This is a genomic window from Methylomonas fluvii (assembly GCF_014850975.1).
GTDB classification, from domain to species: Bacteria; Pseudomonadota; Gammaproteobacteria; order Methylococcales; family Methylomonadaceae; genus Methylomonas; species Methylomonas fluvii.
The window spans coordinates 1,726,909-1,747,170 of record NZ_JACXST010000002.1 but is presented as its reverse complement, the minus strand read 5'-3'; the positions used below and the strand labels follow the sequence as shown (position 1 = coordinate 1,747,170).

At 45.6% G+C, this 20,262-nt stretch carries 18 protein-coding genes and 1 pseudogene; 15 read left to right on the top strand and 4 right to left on the bottom strand.

What is annotated here, in order from left to right; genetic code table 11:
* Nucleotides 1-237, bottom strand: a 237-nt coding sequence (locus tag EBB_RS25995) for a hypothetical protein (protein WP_223146847.1), incomplete at its 3' end; no start/stop codon positions are given.
* Nucleotides 227-1,809 (bottom strand): annotated as a pseudogene (gene dptF, locus EBB_RS17510) (DNA phosphorothioation-dependent restriction protein DptF). The pseudogene dptF and the gene EBB_RS25995, both read right to left, overlap by 11 nt.
* Before the next feature lie 1,121 nt (nucleotides 1,810-2,930).
* Here dptF and dndB point away from each other — a divergent pair.
* The 6 genes from dndB to EBB_RS17480 all read left to right on the top strand — a co-directional run bounded on the left by dndB (nucleotide 2,931) and on the right by EBB_RS17480 (nucleotide 9,870).
* Nucleotides 2,931-4,016 carry a DNA sulfur modification protein DndB gene (dndB, locus tag EBB_RS17505; protein ID WP_192394977.1) on the top strand — a complete coding sequence of 362 codons (1,086 nt, stop codon included), beginning with the start codon at nucleotides 2,931-2,933 and terminating at the stop codon, nucleotides 4,014-4,016.
* Nucleotides 4,013-5,536 carry a DNA phosphorothioation system sulfurtransferase DndC gene (dndC, locus tag EBB_RS17500; RefSeq protein WP_192394976.1) on the top strand — a complete coding sequence of 508 codons (1,524 nt, stop codon included), beginning with the start codon at nucleotides 4,013-4,015 and terminating at the stop codon, nucleotides 5,534-5,536. The genes dndB and dndC overlap by 4 nt, the downstream gene beginning before the upstream one ends.
* Nucleotides 5,533-7,533, top strand: a complete 2,001-nt coding sequence (dndD, locus tag EBB_RS17495; RefSeq protein WP_192394975.1) for a DNA sulfur modification protein DndD — start codon at nucleotides 5,533-5,535, stop codon at nucleotides 7,531-7,533. Before dndC ends, dndD begins: the two co-directional genes overlap by 4 nt.
* A 1-nt stretch (nucleotide 7,534) precedes the next feature.
* Complete coding sequence (locus EBB_RS17490; protein WP_192394974.1) at nucleotides 7,535-7,885, top strand: DndE family protein; 351 nt, start codon at nucleotides 7,535-7,537, stop codon at nucleotides 7,883-7,885.
* A 440-nt stretch (nucleotides 7,886-8,325) separates the two neighbouring features.
* Nucleotides 8,326-8,523, top strand: coding sequence for a hypothetical protein (locus tag EBB_RS17485; protein ID WP_192394973.1), 198 nt, complete (start codon nucleotides 8,326-8,328; stop codon nucleotides 8,521-8,523).
* A gap of 129 nt (nucleotides 8,524-8,652) precedes the next feature.
* Nucleotides 8,653-9,870, top strand: a complete 1,218-nt coding sequence (locus tag EBB_RS17480) for an NYN domain-containing protein (protein WP_192394972.1) — start codon at nucleotides 8,653-8,655, stop codon at nucleotides 9,868-9,870.
* A gap of 214 nt (nucleotides 9,871-10,084) precedes the next feature.
* Here EBB_RS17480 and EBB_RS17475 read toward each other — a convergent pair whose 3' ends face one another.
* On the bottom strand, nucleotides 10,085-10,285 hold the full coding sequence (locus EBB_RS17475; RefSeq protein ID WP_192394971.1) for a DUF7706 family protein: 201 nt from the start codon (nucleotides 10,283-10,285) through the stop codon (nucleotides 10,085-10,087).
* Nucleotides 10,282-10,959, bottom strand: a complete 678-nt coding sequence (locus tag EBB_RS17470; RefSeq protein WP_192394970.1) for a hypothetical protein — start codon at nucleotides 10,957-10,959, stop codon at nucleotides 10,282-10,284. Before EBB_RS17470 ends, EBB_RS17475 begins: the two co-directional genes overlap by 4 nt.
* Nucleotides 10,960-11,339: 380 nt before the next feature.
* Here EBB_RS17470 and ssb point away from each other — a divergent pair, with 380 nt between their 5' ends.
* The 9 genes from ssb (at nucleotide 11,340) to EBB_RS17425 (ending at nucleotide 20,049) form a co-directional block, all read left to right on the top strand.
* Entirely contained in the window at nucleotides 11,340-11,768 is a 429-nt protein-coding gene (gene ssb, locus EBB_RS17465) for a single-stranded DNA-binding protein (RefSeq protein ID WP_192394969.1), read from the top strand.
* 148 nt (nucleotides 11,769-11,916) lie between these two features.
* On the top strand, nucleotides 11,917-12,972 hold the full coding sequence (bet, locus tag EBB_RS17460) for a phage recombination protein Bet (RefSeq protein WP_192394968.1): 1,056 nt from the start codon (nucleotides 11,917-11,919) through the stop codon (nucleotides 12,970-12,972).
* Nucleotides 12,973-13,147: 175 nt separating this feature from the next.
* A complete protein-coding gene (locus EBB_RS17455; RefSeq protein ID WP_192394967.1) occupies nucleotides 13,148-13,483 on the top strand; it encodes a hypothetical protein in 336 nt (111 codons plus the stop codon).
* On the top strand, nucleotides 13,480-14,481 hold the full coding sequence (locus EBB_RS17450) for a YqaJ viral recombinase family nuclease (RefSeq protein WP_192394966.1): 1,002 nt from the start codon (nucleotides 13,480-13,482) through the stop codon (nucleotides 14,479-14,481). Before EBB_RS17455 ends, EBB_RS17450 begins: the two co-directional genes overlap by 4 nt.
* A gap of 340 nt (nucleotides 14,482-14,821) precedes the next feature.
* A complete protein-coding gene (locus tag EBB_RS17445; protein ID WP_192394965.1) occupies nucleotides 14,822-15,034 on the top strand; it encodes a hypothetical protein in 213 nt (70 codons plus the stop codon).
* A 109-nt stretch (nucleotides 15,035-15,143) separates the two neighbouring features.
* Complete coding sequence (locus tag EBB_RS17440) at nucleotides 15,144-16,085, top strand: AAA family ATPase (RefSeq protein ID WP_192394964.1); 942 nt, start codon at nucleotides 15,144-15,146, stop codon at nucleotides 16,083-16,085.
* Nucleotides 16,086-16,087: 2 nt separating this feature from the next.
* Nucleotides 16,088-16,855 carry a hypothetical protein gene (locus EBB_RS17435; RefSeq protein WP_192394963.1) on the top strand — a complete coding sequence of 256 codons (768 nt, stop codon included), beginning with the start codon at nucleotides 16,088-16,090 and terminating at the stop codon, nucleotides 16,853-16,855.
* A gap of 83 nt (nucleotides 16,856-16,938) precedes the next feature.
* Entirely contained in the window at nucleotides 16,939-18,144 is a 1,206-nt protein-coding gene (locus EBB_RS17430; protein ID WP_192394962.1) for a DUF3150 domain-containing protein, read from the top strand.
* 84 nt (nucleotides 18,145-18,228) lie between these two features.
* Nucleotides 18,229-20,049, top strand: coding sequence for a VWA domain-containing protein (locus EBB_RS17425; RefSeq protein ID WP_192394961.1), 1,821 nt, complete (start codon nucleotides 18,229-18,231; stop codon nucleotides 20,047-20,049).
* Nucleotides 20,050-20,262 lie beyond the last annotated feature (213 nt).

Sequence of the window (20,262 nt, the reverse complement as noted above, 5' to 3'; positions counted from 1 at the left end):
GGGGGTGAGTTCATTTTTAAAAGCACTAAGGCACGATTCTTTGAATGATGTGAAAGAGAAGTCTTTTGGCATCTTCTTTTCGGTGATATAGGATACCAAAAGCCCGATTACAGGCTCAAAGTCAAAAACTCTATGCTTGACTTTACCATCGTTATTAACGAATGGATAAAATGTTGATGGAGGTATATTAATTTCATCTATATGTTCGCCAGTGATATTGCGTAACTTATCTAGCATAAGATTTGACCTTTATTTTTCCAGCAGTATCTTTAAACTCGTAAATTTGTTCATCATGTACGATGCTTAATTTATTTGTGTCTTTGGCAATATCAATAAGCCGTTCCAGAAGCTCTTCAAAGATTACAATTGTATTGCGATCGTGTTTGTTTGGACGGTAGCCATCATTGATGGCGTGAATGAGCTTGTACATACTCAAGGAAACTTCTATGCTTTCAAGCGGTTGATCATTAACCAACAAATAGCATGGAAATGAGTGGATACGGTGTTTGGTATGGCCTTTAATTGCTTCTAGATCAGGGTCAAATTCAACACTCGTGCATAGGGCGTGATTATTTATTTCCGAAAGGGTAATGAAGCCTTCGTCTGATAGCGTGGGCAAGTGCTTATTGGAATAAGCCAAAATGGCTTTTTCGAGATTATCGTAGAAGGCTAGAATAGGTTTATCTTTATATTGCTCGTGCGCATAGAGAAGTTCAATGAAATCATGTGTTGTTTTATCATAAAACTCTTCTTGAAAATGTTTATGATAGTCAGTCCCACAGGTATCATTTCTAAAAGATAGAAAATGCGTACTAAAAGGTGAGGATCATCAAGTGACAAAATGGGTTGTGAAAATTGCCCATTAAAATCATCTATGAAAGCATTTAAAGCCTGATCAGTCTTGTTGATTTTGCTTTCAAGAATAAAAGTGTCCAGCTTTGCAGTACGCAAAAGACATGGATCTTCTTTGCGGATATTTTCGACGATGGCATTAGAACAGTCTTCAAAGAGGCTGTGAACTAATAACTTTGGACCGGCAAGCAAGGTATAAAGGAAATCAAGCAAACTTCGGGTCGTTAGGAATTGGTCATATTTCAGGTGTACTGTAACTAGGAGTTCAACTATGCTTTTTTTGACGGCCTCAAAACGCAAAAGTTGAAAATTTTGATGCTCAATATCTAAAGCCCCACTTTGTTGATCATCTTGAAATGCTTTGTAAAAAGGGTTTGAGTCATCTGGGGCTGTAACTTTATCGAATAATTGGTGAATAAAAGATGAAGTAATGTTGTCATGCTTCATCTCAAATTTTGAGTAATCTTCAAAGTTAATGAACATAACACTATCAGAAGATGTGCTGTTCGTAATGTAGTCTCTGATGGCTTGACGAATATCTTCGTGATCGTCACTCCCTTCGCGCGCAAAATTTAGCAAGATACCAATGTTAATACCAACGACTAAAGGCTTGCTGCCTTGCTTGAAAGAGAAAAATCTGTCATTTAGTGCATCAACGGCAGATTGATTTGGCTTAAAGCTATGAGTGGCATCAATATGAAAATCATAAATTTTTTTAAATTGTTGCTGATTTCTTCCAATTATAGCGGACTTACCATCACCACTACTCCCACATAAAAAGATAACCCTTTTTGATCCGCTAAACTCCTCAAGTATTTTTCTATAATCTCTCTCTATTTTTGTTTCAACATATAGATATTGATCAATTGTATCTAAACTAGTGTGATCATTTGCTTGAGTAAATACTGCATTGGGAGAAGATTTAGATAGCTTATTTATTAGTCTATGAAGTTCCATTTTAACTTTATCAATCTAGGTTTGATTTAATCTGTGTTTCAAACAGGTGCTCTTAATAAAAGTTGAGTTTACGATGTATGAAAAATCAAACTGCTTCCTGTTCCTAATCACAATTTTGTTTAATAAAATCGAGAAATTTAAATCAAAATTAAAAACTCGTTGTTTCAAATCCATAAGTACCATTGTTGTATTAGCGGGGTATAAGCCGACGGTTCGGATATAAATGGAACGCTGGCTACTTCTCTTGTCGAATCTTCTTAGCACAGATCTCCCTATCCTTGCTTTAAACGACTCACCAAAACTGCTGCCTACCGGGATAAAAACATTTTCAGCGTTTCAGGACAATCTACGCGTAAATGCATCTCAAGTAGAACCAGGGCAGGAATTTTTATATCCCTTTATTGCGTTTTATATTACGTTAAGCACCTAGCAAAAAGTTAGCGTGAATTTTGAGCCGAATCCTTGGCTGATCTCACCAATAGCCTTTTAAAGTTCATCCGGGATAAAGGTTTTTAAAAGGAAGCCATTGATATTTGATTTTGTGCCACAGCAACTCAATACGGCTCAGGTCAGGGCTTTAGGGCGGCAGAAAGTAAAGTCGCAGCCTTTTTCTTCCAATAAATCCCACTACGGTTTTAGCTTTTTGGCGGTATGAATGGATGCATTATCCGAAATGACCACCAATGGCTTGCTAATGCGTTTGGTTAAGGCCATCAGAAAGCCAAAGGCCATTCACGCTTTGCCACACACAGTTCAGTATGGGTCTGCCCTATGAAAGCAACACTTATGACATTCATCCGTTGCGCGCGTTTAGCCGGCACTGTATGAACTTTACCGCTTTTCGTCCAAACCGAACGATTCGGCGGTTGTAACGCTATTTATTGCTAAGCGCTTAACATCAAACAAAAGGAAGTTATAATTGACTTCCTGTTTTTTTTATTTTTATAATTAGACTTCCAGGCCATTTGTTTAACTTTATCCTGAATCCGTGATTTCAAAGCCTTAAATATCTGTAACCTATTAAATTATATACAAAAATTCGGATTTTTCGATTTCACCCAAGTCAAATAAAAAGTGCTGGTAGCTCAATAATTTACTGATAAAGTCACGGATTCAGGTTTATGCTAGATACAGAATTTTGCCATTCATTCCCAGCAATTAGAGGTCTTCAAGCAGGAAGGCCCTGCTATATAGCAATGTGTCCAATGCGAATAGTTCCTTCACTTTTTAAGTTTAACGAAGAAGAGGTTCCCCCAGAATTGAGAGCGCAACGGACTCTGAATAAAAGCAGAATTCCAGAAATCACTTCTTACCTTGTCGATAATCCCAACGACTACACGCTCTCCTCCCTAACTGCTTCGGTTAATGCGATGGTTAATTTCAGTCCATTCAGTGCCACCGGCCCAGGTCAATTTATGGGATCGTTACTGATACCAATGGATGCTCAGATTTTGATTAACGATGGACAACATCGTCGCGCCGCTATAGAGCAAGCGATTAAAGAAAATCCAGAACTTGGCTACGATAACATTTCAGTCCTTTTTTTCATAGACGAAGGCCTGGAGCGTAGCCAACAAATGTTTGCGGACTTGAACAAGCATGCTGTACGCCCAAGTGACTCCATAAGCACGCTTTATGATTTTCGTGATTCAATCTCCGATTTAGCCCGCTTTCTTTCAAAAGAAGTGGAAATATTTTCCCGTATGACTGAGCTTGAGAACTCAAGCATATCTAATAGAAGTTCCAAGTTATTTACCTTGAGCAGTATTAAAAATGCCAGTAAAGCCCTTTTACGCAAAGGAAACAAAGATCCTATTACTGAAGAAGAAAAATTATTGGCTGCCGCTTATTGGTCAGAAGTGGGCCACAACATGCCTGATTGGATAAAAGCTAAAAACAAAGAAGTCGTTACCTACGAATTAAGAGACCAATACATCCATGCTCATGGGGTCATGCTACAAGCCATGGGAAATATTGGTGCCGATTTGTTGAGCAATTACCAAACAGATTGGAAAAAACGACTCTCACAGTTATCCAATATCGATTGGTCACGGCAAAATAAAGACTGGGAAGGAAGGGCTTTAGTACATGGCCGAGTCAGCAAAGCTCGAACCAATGTATTACTAACAGGTAATTACATTAAGCAGCATTTAGGTACCTCACTAAATGATATCGAAGAATCATTAGAGAAAGAATTCCAGCAATGATATCTGAACGTTTTATTTATTCAACACACCAATCAATGCTTGATGACCTGTCTATTGCTGGCCGTAATTTGTTAGATTTGATTGGTGAAATTCAAACATTATATCTAGCGGATCGGCGTCCATGGATTATCGGTTTTAGTGGCGGTAAAGACTCCACCACTATTCTTTCTCTGGTATACAGCGCATTACTTGCTCTACCTAAAGAGCAACTACATAAACATGTTTACGTGGTCTCGTCAGATACACTGGTAGAAACTCCAGTAGTTGTCGATATGATCTTGTCCGTGCTTAACACCATTAATAAACACGCTGACTCAGACCATTTACCGATTACAGCTCATCCCGTTAGACCTAAGCCTGACCAAACTTTCTGGGTTAACTTGCTTGGCCGCGGTTACCCTGCTCCAACACAGTCATTTCGTTGGTGTACTGAACGAATGAAAATAGACCCTGTTAGTGATTTTGTTTTGGATAAGGTTGCTCACTTTGGTGAGGTAATCGTCGTTTTAGGGTCTCGATCGCAAGAAAGCGCATCCAGAGCACAAGTGATTGCTAACCACAAGATCGAGGGATCTTTGTTATCAAGGCATACCTCTCTACCAAACGCTTTTACTTATATGCCAATTGCAAATTGGTCTGCTGATGAAGTATGGGAATACTTAATGAGCGCCCCAACTCCATGGCAAGGGAGCAACCGAGAGTTATTTGATTTATATAAGGGCTCAAATGCGGGGGAATGTCCCTTGGTCATCGACACTAGCACACCTTCTTGTGGGAATTCTCGTTTTGGCTGTTGGACTTGCACCGTCGTTACTAAAGATAAGGCGATCGAAGGCTTGGTTCAAACCGGAGAAACATGGATGCGCCCGCTCCTTGACTTCAGAAATGAGCTATACCATTCAACTTTACCGGAAAACAAAAACAACTATCGTAATTACAAAAGAAGAACCGGGAAAGTTAGTTATCAAAAAGGCAATATTTTCTCTGAGGATAACCAAGATGTACGCCATATCCCCGGTCCTTACTGGATGGAAGTCAGAAAGCGATGGTTAAAACGTTTATTGCAAATAGAAAAAGACATTCTTGATTCAGGGCGTAACATAGAGCTAATTCAAAGGGATGAATTACAACAAATTCGACAATTATGGTTACGCGACCCTAACGAACCGGATTGGGCAGATTCTTTACCAGCTATCTACCATTCTGTTTATGATACAGACCTAAATTGGATTGAAAATGATGCCGGCGCATTTACCGAACCTGATGCAAAGATATTAGAAGAGATTGAAAACGAATTTGATACACCGGCTGAAATGATGATGAAATTAATCGAAATCGAGCTGTCCATGACTGGACTAAATCGTAGGAAAGGTATTTTAAATCGTATTGAAAGCGTCTTGAAACAAGATTGGGAAACTCTTGAAAATATTAATATAAGAAATTTTAACCCCGAACGACAAAATAGTTATCAAGAAATATTTGAGGAACTACAGCTACAATACGAGGGCCTAAACAAATGATCTTAGAATCATTGAAAGTCAATAACTTTCGGGTATTTAAAGGGGAACATGAATTCGCTCTCGCACCTAGATATGTTGAGGGCAATCTCCGCCCTATTATTTTATTCGGAGGCTTAAATGGTGCAGGTAAGACCACAATGTTGACTGCTATTCGTTTGGCTTTGTATGGACGTCAATCTTTAGGCCCAGGAACAACCCAAAAGAATTACTATCAATTTTTGTCAGATTCGATTCATAATTCTAAAACCACGGGTGTCAAAGCCAATAATGCCTCCGTTGAATTGATATTTAGCTATGCCAATTTGGGTGTTATTAGCCATTATCATATAAAACGTTCATGGACAATGTCGACCAACAAGGTCGATGAATCGTTAAAAATAGCACAAGATGGTCATCCTATACATAATTTAAGTTATGAGCAAGCTCAGGGTTTTTTAAATGAGCTTATCCCAATCGGCGTTTCTGATTTATTCTTTTTTGACGGTGAAAAAATTGCTGATTTAGCGGAAGATTCTGTAGGCAATGCTTTAGGTGATTCGGTTAAGAAACTTATTGGCTTGGACCTTATAGAAAAATTATCTGCAGATATTACAGTTTATATTCGAAATCAAAATAAACAAAAACTTTCCGAAGACATCAAAGCAAACATAAATACGCTTGAAGTACATTTAGAAGAACAAAAGAAAGCAATAGCATCGGAACAAGAAAAATACGGAACAATAAGATATGAATTAGCCTATGCCTCAACGAGCATCGACCAGCTTAATAATAATTTAAACGCCCAAGGAGGAGCCTGGGCTGCAACACGCGAAAAAGAAATAGCGAAACTTACTAGCTACAAAACCGAAAAAGAATTACTTGAATCACAACTTAGAGAAGTTATTTCGGATAGTTTTCCTTTTTCTATAGCACCTGAATATATAAATCGTTGCCTTGGACAACTAGAACATGAAGCTACGTTTAAACATAGTAAAAGCACTGCAAAAATCATATCAAAGCATCTCGCCTCGCTTGAAAAACGATTATCATCAATTATCGACCAACCGACATTTTCTATAATTAATGAGGAGCTACAAACCGAGTTCTCAGATTTATTTAATATAGACGATAAATGTCATCTTATTCATGATGTATCTGATTCGTTACATAAAAATATTGAGTCTATTTTAACAGATGCAATAAAGCATCAAAAAACTAAAACTGATAGATTAGCTAAAGCTATTGAGACTATTAATCAAAAAATCGATGACGCTGGCATAAATATTGCTAGAGCTCCGGAGCAAGATGTACTTGTAGCAAGAATTAAGGAGCTTAATGAAGCTCAAGAAACAAAATCCAAGCTTGAAATTCAGGCTGCTGAGCAAAAAAACCTATTAAAAGGGTATTTACGCGAAGCCATGAATACAGTAAAGGTCTTAAACCAATTGCATACGCAATATATTGATTCTGATGAAACCAATCGAGCATTAGTTTATGCACACAAAGCCAAAAAGGCATTAAATGAATTTGCTAAGCGTGTCGCGATCAATAAAATAAAAAATGTTGAATCCGAATTTACTGAATCCTACAAACGATTTGCAAGAAAAAGCGATACCAATATCAGCGCTAAAATTGAACCGCTTAACTTTTCAGTTAAATTATTTGATGATTTTGGAAGTGAAGTTCCCAAAGGCAGTCTATCCGCTGGAGAAAGACAAATTTATGCTGTTGCGATGCTTGACGCCTTGACAAAAACATCGGGACGGAAATTGCCGATCATAATTGATACTCCTTTAGGTAGACTTGATTCTAAACATCGAAAAAAATTAGTTGAAAACTATTTTCCAAATGCCAGCCACCAAGTGATTATTCTTTCAACAGATACTGAGATTGACAAAACCTATTATTCATTTTTAAAAGACTATACTTCCCATACGATTATGCTCGATTACATTGGATTAGAAGGCACTAGTAATATTGAAGAAGGCTATTTTTGGCAATCATTGGAGACTGCATAATATGTTGCCAAACCGTATTAAAATATCGAAAAATGCGACGGGAAAGTTACGCTATTTAAAATCACAAACGGGACTAACTCCAAACATCCTCTCACGAATAGCAATAATGCTTGCCATTAGAGAAGGAAGTGATTTGTCTAATGCAGGTGTTGGTGAAATGGAAGGAGGGCAAGAGCTAAATGACACTACGCTGTTTGGAGAGTATATTTATATATACGATATACTGATTAATCAATATATTTATGACAAAAATATAAACTTAAGCACTAACGATACAATAGTTGCTATGATTGAAGTTGGGGTTCATAAAATAGGTCATATTAAAGCTCTTGAGCAGCTATGCGAACTATAAATGTTATCAAAATTCCTATAAATTAAACTGTATCGTAACACAAATGTAAAAATCAATTTCTAAATTCCACTATCTATTGTAAGTCTTTGTACTTTAGTTCGGTTTTGATTGCAATTTTTTTTGATTTATAAGCTACTATAGGATTGGTAGATTATTAAATACAAATTGACTTTGTTTGCAACAATTTTAGGAATGAAAGTCTTTTACCCGCGTATTATATTAATAATACTCAAAACCAATTGGTTTGTTCGTTTCATTTATTGTTAGCCCCAACGATCAGGATGCACTACGCACTGCAGTTTATATTGCATCGATGCTCAATAAACCCGAAGTTGCTGCCTTGCTGGAAAATTTGTTCAGAGCCGGCCCCAATGGTCCAATAGCGCTATTGGCCTTGGCAGAAAACATACAGGCCGCCCAGAGAAGTAGCAAGCGTGGCAATGGAAATTACGGCATTGGGGCAAAGCGGATTGGATGTGAATAATCCCAATAAAACCTATCAGCTTCGCGCGGTTCCATGCAATTACACTGGACTGCAGGTAGTTTTCTTTATGTACGTTGCCTTGACACAAGTCGCGCCAGGACAGGACATCGGGTTTGATCTCCAAGCTGAATACGAAGAAGCATTACGGATATAATTTTTGAAGGAAATAGGCTATTTTAAATAGTGCCATTCCTTTCAATTAATCAATCTGTTGCTTCGTTCCTTAACGCCGCAAGGTGGTCTGAAGATAAAGTGCAATCGGATTTGGAAAAACAAGATCCTCATGACACAGCAAAAAACCAATCGAATTGCGGTATTCGTTGACGCCGAAAATGTCACAAACTGGATCAAGCACGACGGCGTCAGATTGCTGATGGAAGAGCTGAATCAGCTCGGCCAGATTATTATCCGTCGTGCGTATGGTGTTTGGAGCAAGCCTAACTTGGCTATGCACCAAGCCGCTATCAATCAAGCGGGTTTTGAACTCATCCATTGTTACCATCCCGTGACCGGCAAGAATACGGCGGATATTCAGATGACGGTGGATGTTATCGAATGCGCTTGGCAATTACCGAACATTTCCTGTTTTGTGCTGGTCACCGGCGACTCAGACTTTACGCCAGTCTTTCGCCGACTGCGGGAGATGGACAAGGATGTCATTGGCGTTGGCCAGCATTCGACATTGAGCGAATGCGTGAAGACCTCTTGTACTCGGTTCATTTATACCGACGATGTTATTAAAACATTGGCCAGTAATGACGTGCTGCCAGAAACGCTCCTGGCGCCACAGCCATTACCTAATTCCCAAGCAACGCTTACGCTGGCTAAGGCTGATGAATTAGTCATTGCCCACTTGAAGGCCTCGACCACACCGATCAATGCCTCGCAAATCAAGACTTTCCTCAAGCAGCATGCAGCCGACTTCGACGAAAAGCATTACGGCTTTAAAACGTTTACCGATTATCTAAACGCCAACGACGCCATTGAAGTCAGCAAAAGCGGTACAGTTAATTTCGCCAGTCTGGCAAAGCCGATCCAACCGACAAAAAAAACCGACGTCGTTGCCAGCGCGGAGGGCTATAAAGCCCTGCTGAAAAAACACAATGCGCTGCCAGACCATGCCGATATACTAAAAACAATTTACAAACACGCCGTGGCTTTGAAGGACGTCTGTCCTGATCCGGCACAGTTTAGAACGACCTTATTCGGTCTTTGCCATAAGACCGACTCGAACATTAGCAAAACGACCGTGAACAAAGCATTTGCCTATTTTATGGTCATGGGATTGGTTCATACCGAAAAGGCTAAAGGTGGCCTCGATGCCGTTCGTGTAAAAAAAATGACACTCAAGGATTTTTTATTGAAATCCGACAAACTGGTTATCGCTAAGCTACTGGAACTGGGTAAAACCCAGGCCATAGATTTGAAAGCCAAGGAAATTAAAAAGCTGACACTTTCAACAATCAGTAAAGACAGCATCAAAAAATTGATCGGTGAATGAGGCCTGATGAACCAGCCAGTAATTGGTCCAGGGAGGATGACTCAACTCATTATAAGAGGCGCTCCGCCAATACAATGATTAGCGCTTCTTATGACACTTTCATCGACCGAAATTAGCATTTGACTCAAATTATTGTCATGTATAGGTGTCAATAATTATGAATCCGGTTGTATGACCGGGGTTTGTAAAAAGTGTGCTTGTTAACATTTCAGTGTTACCTCGGATTTATCCCATGTACTTCCAAGTTTCTTCTAATCATTTCGGCCACGGCCTGCATGCGATAGGCCTCCTCGTCATCGGCAGCCTGACTACGAAAATCAGCAAATCCAGTTCGCTTTAGAAATTGCGCCAAATCCCAAGCCTCCTGTTCGGATAACGGCACCCTCAAGCATATTTCATTGGCATTAGCAGTCATTGATCGCCGACCTTTTCCGAACTCGGAGATAATTCATTGTCATCAACCATTGAATCCTCGTCTTCTGAGATTCGTTCCGGCTCAGCCAACAGTCCTGACTCTTGCCGAGCCAATCTTACCTCTTCACCATGGCCTTGTTCATACGCTGCTTGATGCGCATGCCTTTCCATTGTCACAATTTTATTGGCTAGCCGCTGCAACCGTTGCTGCCACTGGTAACGGGCATCAATGCAGTGTTTGTTGGAGATGACCTGGCATAGCCACAAGGTGTCCATCACAATCATCAATTGATCCAGCAATCGAATCAACTCGACGAACTGTGCAATCTGCGGCGAGGCGATTTTTGCCACAAATTCCCTGGGGTGCGTGTACGTCGGCGTTTCGGTGATGCCATTGTCGGCCTTGAGTTTTTCTAACCGTAGTTTTTCCTGCTGCAGTTGCTCCGCGCATTCGGCAATCATCTGACCGACGATGCTTTCGATTTCATCGACGGTTTCTTCCCGACCGATGATGCGCAGGATCACGTCGATCGCATACAACGAAACCATCAACCGGTTGTAGCTGTTACGGATGACGCGGATGGCTTGTTCGCTGTTGATGTTAAATGTGCGCTCAAATATCGGCCGACTGATATGAGGTCGCTTGCTTTTTTCTCGTACCTGTATTTCTGCCATGTCATTACCTATTTGCATGATTTCATCAGGGGCAGATGATACGGCGTCTTTATTTCTGGCCTGTTCGCGAAATCGCGCTAATTATTGCGATTTCACGAACGACCTTTCGAAAAAATCTGCTCCAATAGCATCACCTTTCATGATGTGATTTTTCACATCTGAATCCGGCTTAGGTCGGCGTTCCGTTGTTAAGCGGCGACGGTGGTTGTCCATCGGCGTGTCAGGTGCGTCAAGCCTGATGTGATGGTTGTGTTTTAGATTTTCATCCTGTCTGGGAGTGCTTATTCCTAGCCGGGAATGTGCCTGCCGGATGTGACTCATCGCCGCGCAGGTGGGTTTTATTTTCACTTGTCGGGCGCGGCCGATAGGAGGACATCATCATGGCCAATCGTGGTGTAAACAAAGTCATCTTGCTGGGCCGTCTCGGCGCCGATCCGGATATTCGCTATTTACCGAATAACGGCGGCAAAGTCGTGGCGGTGCGTTTGGCAACCAGTGAGGTTTGGAAAGATGCAAAAAACGCCAAACAGGAACGAACTGAATGGCACCGGGTCGTGTTTTTTAAAAAACTGGCCGATACCGCCAGCGATCTTTTGAAGAAAGGCAGCAAGATCTATGTGGAAGGCGCTCTTCGCACCCAGCAATGGGAAAAGAACGGCGAAAAGCGTTATCGCACGGAAGTGGTTGTGCATGAGTTGCAACTACTCGATCGCCCAACTGTGCCCGCCTCTGCAAACGGTTCATCATCGAACCCGGCATCAGAAGACGCTGATTGGGATGACGAGTATGCCGATATGCCGCTCAACTAAACCCAGGCGATTCATAAGCTGCCGCAAACGCGGGTAAATTTTAACGTATTGCCGACCCGTTTTTGCGGTGACGGCTTTTCAACCCAAAGGGGACGACTATCCCCGTTGGGGCCATGGCGTTCCCTTTTTTTATTGAAGGAGACCCACCATGAACAATCAAAACCGAAACTATAAACCTAAGTCGCGCGACTTACCCATGCCGATGGCAGCCCAGCAAGGCTACGGCATATCGGAGCAGTCCTGGAAGGTATTGACGGAAGTGACTTTCCCTACAGCTAAAACCCCTGAAGCCATCCTGATGGCGCTGGACTATTGCAAGGCCCGCAAGCTCGACATCTTCAAAAAGCCGGTGCATATCGTACCGATGTGGAGTGCCGTTTTAGGCCGCAATGTCGAAACCGTCTGGCCGTCCATCATGGAAATCCAGACGACCGCGTCTCGTACCGGTGTTTGGGCCGGCATGGACAGACCCGTCTGGGGTCCTGATATCACCAAAACCTTTACCGGTCGCTACAAGGACGACAACGAGCAATGGCAGGAATCCAGTGTCACCGTGACCTTTCCCGAATGGGTGGCGGTTACTGTGTACCGGATTGTCGGCGGTAAACGTTGCGCTTTTACCGAGGAAGTTTACTGGCTGGAGGCTTATAGCACGGCCGGCGGTAAACACTCGCAAGTGCCAACCGCCATGTGGATCAAACGCCCTAAGGGGCAATTATCCAAATGCGGTAAAGCCGCCTCGCTACGTGCAGCTTTTCCAGAGGAATGCGGTTACGCGGCAGAGGAAATGGATGGCAAAACCCTTGACGATATTGCTGATGGCAGTGTGATCGATGGCAGTGCCACTTTTATACATGATGCTACTTCTGGCAGTAACGATCATGATGTGATGGGCGATGCTGGCGTTGATACAAACCGCGTTATCGATCTGTCGCAAATCCATCCCAAGGTGCAAAAAGCGGTCGCTGAACTGGTTAGACGTACTGCGGCGGCTGGAGCCTGGAAAGCAGCCTACGACTATGCCAATCAGAAATTCAGAGGTATCGATCTGACGTTTGCCTTGGCCGAGTTGGACAAGGTCTCCGAGGTCGAACCCAGGACCACACCGGTATTGGAACAATCTGAAGCGACGGCCATGCCGCCATTGACAGCGAAAGACATGGCTATGACGCAGGCGCGTCAGGCTTTGAATACCAACCGTTAGTCATTTCACTGTATAGGGCTGTCCTGTTGCTTAATCACGCAATCGGCTAGGCCTTTTTCATATTGATGTGTGCTGGATTTCAGTATCCATCACATTCAACTACCACCCCTTCAGGGCGTCATGACTCGCCCGTGTGGGGATTCATGATGTTCTGAGTTTTAGTTAAGGAGAGATCATGAATGCAATCGATCAATCGTTAAATCGTCTGCCGTGTCATACCGACTGGCGGCGTTACGACTCACCCACGGTGATTCGCCGACATGGGCGCGGCTTTTTAGAACGCAGTTTTAAACCGGGTGTAGCCGTGGCAGAGGTCGACAAACTCTCCAAAGCGGAATTACACCATTTGGTGGAAAGTTTTGGCGGCTTGGTATTGCCAACTGCGGATGCCGTGTTGTTGCTATTTGCCGATTTCCATTGGGCCAAGCGCTGTGAACAGCATTTAACCCAACGCGGCGTGCCTTCATTGCGGTTAGGCTGCCACATTCAGTTGCCGGATGCCTGGCAATGAACGTCGTCGACGTTTCGCAACGGTCCACCGCATGGCGGCGCTGGCGTTCACAAGGCGTCAGTGCCAGTGAAGCGGCCATCGTCATGAACCGCTCGCCGTACAAAACACCCTGGAGGTTGTGGGCAGAAAAGATCGGCCTGGTGCTGGAAGCCAGCCTGGACAACAACCCGTTGATCCGCGCCGGTATCCAGCAAGAACCCGAGGCTTTGCAACGCTTCGAGGATAAATACGAGTTGATGTTGTTGCCACTGTGCGGCGAGTCGGAACAGTACCCCTTGATGCGGGCTTCGTTCGACGGCTTGTCCGACACGAATGAGCCCGTGGAAATCAAATGTCCGCACGAGACCACGTTTCTGGATGTGCTGTTGAATCGGGAAGCGTCCGAGGCCTATCAACTGTATTGGTGCCAGGTGCAACAGCAACTGCTGGTGTCCGAAGCGCAACGCGGCTTTTTGTTTTTCTACCACCAAGGCCAGGACATCGAGTTTGAAATTCAGCGCGATGAGATTTTTCTCACCCAGCTGGTCGAGTCCGCGATGGATTTCTGGTCGGCGGTCAAATCGAAAAAGGAGCCACCTAAGGATCCCGAACGTGATTTGTATTTACCCAAAGGTCATGCGGAGCAGCAATGGCAACAACTGGCGGCGAGTTATCGCAATCGAGCCGTGAAAATCGCGGATTTGAAAGCGGAGCTAACCACCTTGGAGGCTAATCAGGCGGCCATTGAAAACACGCTGGTGTTGCTAATGGCTGATTACGTGGCCGCAGAGCATTCCGGGTTGCGGATCAGCCGGTTTCAAAGCCAGGGTCCCATCGATTACAAGGCAGCACTGCAAGCCTTGCAACCGGATGTTCAGGCTGCGGCACTCGAACTCTATCGTAAACCTTCTGCCACGCGAGTTCGCGTGACCTGCCGGGATGACGACGGTAAACACGCCGAAGTCCCGTTCGATGCCCAAGCATTGAAAGACCTGGCGGGTGTGGACTTTTGGTTTTGAGGGTTCGTTTCAAGACATCCTGTAACCCCGGTGGTTACGGGATGTTCATTGATTGACGACCGGCCAAGATAGTTGACGCCGGACACCTCATGGAATCCTTCAGTTTAGGCATGTCGGTTTTAGGCTGAGCTTTAAAAAGTCCAACCCAAAACCCGCATCGTTCAGGTATTCCCTTCATGGAATCCCGAATCCGGTTTCGACCGGCGTTCCGTTATTAAGCGGCATGAGCCTTTGCCTCGTGTGCCAGGTGCGTAAAGCCTGGTGTGTTTAGTTTGTCCCGTTGGGGTTCATCACCCTCACGGGACTCGGTGACCCCTTTTAATCATTGAAGGAGGTCATTATGAATCACGACTTTTGGAAAACGTTGCACGGCTGGTTGAACGTTGCGCATAGCGACGATATCCAGGCCAAAAAGCGGTTGCTGCTGGATCTGCACCGTCAAATCTCGGATCCTGGTTTGAGAAGCGACATTCAGCGCATCCTGCGCTTGATGGATCGGGAGCTGTTGGCCCGCGCCGAATGGGCGATGTACTGCGTCATGCAGTTACGATAATTTCTTTATCTACCCTGGTTTGCCAGGGTTTTAACACCCGTTGGGGCTCATCACCCCGCGGGGCTGGTGCGCCCCTTGTCATTTGAGGCTAGTCCTCGAGGAGCTTACCATGTATCAATCCTATTCCATCGCCGACACCTTCGGCATTTCAGCACCTGCTTCCATGAAAGTGGAAGGTTTCAAACCAGGACAAAACGCCTATGTACCGGCGCAAAAACCCTATGTGTTTCGCAAGGATCATTTGCGTGATGTGTTGGCATTTTTGGGTGCACACAATGGCGACGGTTTATACCTGACCGGCCCCACCGGTTCCGGTAAAACCTCGTTGTTGGAACAAGTTGCGGCGCGTCTCCATTGGGGCGTGCATTCGGTCACCGGTCACGGTCGATTGGAACTTAATGATCTGCTCGGCCAGTACATGCTGGTCGACGGCGGCGCGATGAAGTGGATCGACGGTCCGTTGACCCTGGCAGTCCGCCTGGGCCATGTATTGTTGATTAACGAAATCGATGCCATTGATCCGGCCGAGTTAATCGGCTTGAATGAAATTGTTGAAGGGAAACCTCTAACAATTCCGCAAACCGGCGACGTGATTGTCCCGCATCCGAAGTTTCGTTTGGTCGCCACCGGCAATAGTGCTGGCAGCGGCGATCAGTCGGGATTGTATCAAGGTGTATTACGTCAGAACCTGGCTTTTCTAGATCGTTTTAGGCTGATGGAAGTTGGTTACCCCGAACCTGAAGACGAAATGAAGCTGTTGGCCGATGTAGTGCCAAGCATGCCGGAAACGGTACGCGAAAGCATGATCAAAGTCGCCAATCAGATTCGCAAAGTTTTCATCGGCGGTGCGGATGGCGGTGGCATGTTATCGGTGACTTTATCCACGCGCGGTTTAGTGCGCTGGGCATCGTTGGTCGCCACGTTTAAAAGCGCGCCCAATGCCTTGGCCTATTCCCTGGATCGGGCTTTGACCTTTCGGGCCGAACCCGCCGAGCGCGAAGCGATTCATCGCATCGCCAAGGATGTGTTTGGCGATGACTGGACGGTTTAACCATGGCCGCCTGGAATTTATATCGTCATCGTAACAGTGACGGCAGTTCCAAAGACTGGGCAGTCAGGAGTAATTCGGATGGATCAATTTCGACACGTTGGGGCAAAACGGCATCCTGTTTACCAGGTGTCAGTAACCGTAGCGGTGTTCGGCAATTCGACATCGAAAAGCAAAAACAGGCCAAGGGCTATGTGTTGGTCGGCGCAGTGGATATTGATGTGAACGGCAATGTGGTGTTTCCGGGTAAGACTTCGGCAACACCATCACAATTGCCTGAACCTGATGCAAATCCCGTGTCTGTGCCAGCACCGCCTGTCGAAGCACTGTATTGGACCGTTGATTGCCATGCAAAACAGTCTATCCGTGTGGAATTGGGTATCGAGGTCAGGCGACTGATCGGCGTTATTCAAAACGTGTCGGATGGTCATGCTACGCCTGAACAGGAATGGAATGGCTGGCAACAATTCATTGATGCCACCCTCAATGCCGAAACCTTTGAACTCAGTGGTCAGATCAAATCAGTACATGGCGTTTTGCCTTGGCTGTTTTTACTGGCGTTGAAAGCAAAAGGCTTTAAAGGCGTCGAGATTGATATTGCCACCGAAACCGCCCGAGACCTCTCGGTCGATCTGAAAGTTGAACAGGACGTGCTGGCATTTTTTGGCACCGATCTGGACAGCATTCGTGAAACCGCAGAAGTTTTAGGCCTGCTCAAACCTCGATTAAATCTGGCAGCGGCCATGTCCGACACGGACGACTGTTGGTTTTAAACGTATTGTAATTTTCATTTAACCCGAAAGGGGCACATCGGCCCCAGCGGGATGGGTGTGCCTCTGTTCTTTAGGAGGTTCCCATGTCCCATGAAACGCAAATCATCTTAGACCGTGTGGTCTTGGTAAAAGTGGATGCCAATATTTATGGCGCCCGCAAGAAACTGAAAAAAGAAGACTTGGTGCTGGCCGATGGTAGCAAATTGCCGCCAGAGGATTTAGCCAGTTTAGGGTCTAAACGTTTGCTCGATCCGGACAAGCTGACGGTGTTCAACCGTCTGAAGAAGGAAGCCGAACGCATTTGTTTGCGCGTCGGTACCCGCTTTCTGGGTGGCTTTGTCGTGCCCGTTGAGTTTGCTGCCGGTATTACCGCAGAGCTGGAGCGAATAGCACTGGATTTTGCTGCGGCTAAAACCGAGTTTATTGCCGGTTACGATGCAGCGGTGACGGACTGGGTGGTTCGCCATCCGGAATTTGCCGGCATCATCGAGCAAGCAGTGGATTCGGTGGAGTTTGTCTCCACGCGGTTGTCGTTTGATTTTCTGGTGGTCAGTGTCGGATTACCCGAGAGCTTGCCACCGGCGGATGTTGCACGACTGGACAGCAAAATCGGCTCGCTCAGTGAGCAGATGTTCTACGAAATTTCCGTAGAAGCCAATCAACTCATCGAGCAATCTTTGCTGGGTAAGGAGCAAGTGACACGTAATGCGTTACGGCCGATTCGCCGCATGCGGGACAAGCTCGATGGGTTGGGCTTTCTGGACTATCGGGTGGCACCGGTCGTCAGCACCATTGACGATCTGTTGGCAAGAATTCCCAACAAAGGCGCCATTGAAGGCAGCATTTTGCAGGAGATTCTGGCGACAGCCATGCTGTTGTCCGATCCGGATAAAACCCGTCGGCACGGTGAAGGATTGTTGGTTAATCAAACACCCGTTGTTGAAGAGACAGACGTTGATGAAATCGTCGAACAAACGGAGTTAGAGTCACCAACGGTACCAACAGCAACAATAGTCGCAACCGAACCAACACCCGTCATCGCTGAAAGCGTTGCAGACAGTCCTGATTTTACCGATCTGTTTGATGGCATCTTCGACGATGAACTTGAAGCGGAATTGGCGACCGATGACAGGGCGCTTGAGGTCTTGCTGGATAAAAGTCAGACCGATCTAAAAGCCAGTAACTATACCGATGAATCCAAACCGTCTGAACATTCAGCAACACCGGAAACGGTGACTGCGGGAGACGATGACGAGGCGGACGAGTCTGACCAGGATTACTGGTTCTGATCTGACGCCATTTAACCAATCACCCACTGGGGCAAATTCATGTCCCGCTGGGGTCATGGTTTGCCCTGACTTTTGGAGCACACCATGAAAAATAGAACCTTACACAACGCATTCCCCATTGTTGCGGCCGCTATTGGCAATCGCTTTGGCATTAAAGTCAGTGTCGGTGGCAATCAAGCCTATACCGATGGTCGATCGATTCAACTGCCGGCCTATGAGGGTGACGATCCGGATTATCAGGATTTCGCCTGGGGGTTGTTGGCACATGAATCGGCGCATATTCGCTATTCGGATTTTACGCTGCGTTATGGCAGTTCGGTATTACGTCGACGCTTATGCAATGCAATTGAAGATGTCCGCATCGAGCACGAACTGGCCAAGGACTTTCCGGGTACTAGGCTAACGATACGCACAGTGATTGAAAAGATGATTGCCAAAGGCGACTTTGTCGCCAGCCGTATCGATGATCATCCGGCCAATATTCTGTACAGCTTTGTCTTGAAGAGCCTGCGAGCCAGGGTGTTGGGTCAAGCGGCGTTATTGCCATTGGTCGAGCAAACCGAAGCGGTACTGAAAGCGAAGTTTCCGAAAGGTGCGGTAACGCGCCTGAAAGGCTTGCTATCCGAAGTGCCGCTGGGTTTGCAATCGGAAAGTGATTGCCTGCAGTTGACTGATCGCATCCTGACCATGATTGAGCAGGAGCTCGAGCAACAACGGCAGCGTCAGCAGGCACAGCCATCGGAAGATGACGACACACCGCCTGAACCGGATGATACCGATCAGGCCGCTGTATCAGCAGATTCGGACGGTTCGAACGGCTCGGATTCCGAGGATGATATGGAACACGATCAACGTTTACCTGCCGATAATGACGACGAACAGTCTTCAGAATCCGGTGGTAACCATGATTCCAATCCGGAAAACCCTGACGATGAACCCAGTGCGCAGGCAGAAAATTCTTCATCCGACCCGCAAGGTGATGACGAAGAGAGCACGGTGATTGCCGATCCTGTAGGCGTCTTGCAAACCCTCTTATCGGCTGGCGACAGTGACATTGACCAGGATCTGTTCGAATCCCTGAAATCATCGTTATCGTTGGCCGCAGAAAACGTATCGGAACTGTTGATGCCGAGCGGCAACGAGCCGCCTATGGATGATCGGGCCGGTGCGTTTTTGCTGCGCAAGGTGCAAAGCGAATCAGGAAAAATCCGCGCCGCTTTGCAAGGCTTGGTGCAATCGCAAACTCTCAACCGCTCGCAACACGCCTGTCGTGGTCGGCGGATGGATGGCAAGCGCTTACACCGCCTGCCGCTCGGTGAAACCAAGGTATTTCAGCGTAAGCAGGTCAAAGCAGCACCCAATACGGCGATTCATCTGTTACTGGATAAATCCGAAAGCATGGGTTATCAGGTGACTGATAGCCAAGGGCAACCGATTGGATCGCGAATGCCGATTGCGTTGGAAGCCACTTTGGCGCTGGCGTTGGCCTTTGAAGGTATTCCGGGGGTTAATCCTGGCGTCACTGCGTTTCCCGGGCATCAGGATGATTCGGTGTTCCAGTTGCTGGAGCATGGTCAACGGGTGAATGTCCGCACCGGTGCCTTCTCGCTGGCAGCCACCGGCAGTACGCCGATGACCGAAGCGATTTGGTTTGGTGCGGCGTCACTACTGCGTTGCCGGGAACCACGCAAAGTATTGATGGTGATGACCGATGGTCAACCCAATGACACGTTGAGCACGCTGGAACTGTTACAGCGTTGCCGTGATAGCGGTATTGAAACGGTCGGCGTAGGCTTGGGATTGGATGTCAGTCATCTATTCCCGATTGCCATCACCATTAACGATCTATCAGAGCTGAGAGCACAATTGTTCGAACTCTCGAAATCGTTGTTGTTGGCAGCCTAAGTCTCGGCCAGTCAATTATCCGTAGCCCAATCCTTAGGTATTAACCTGGCGATTGTGGCTATGGGTAGCTGATTGCAACCGCAGTTTGTCGAATGCACTCACTTACTGGAGCCCATTCGACAAACAGACATTTCATGCGTTCTTTTCAAAGAATGCTGAATCCGACTTTGGTCGGCGTTCCGTCTTTAGGCGGCGAGCACGTTAAACCGTGAT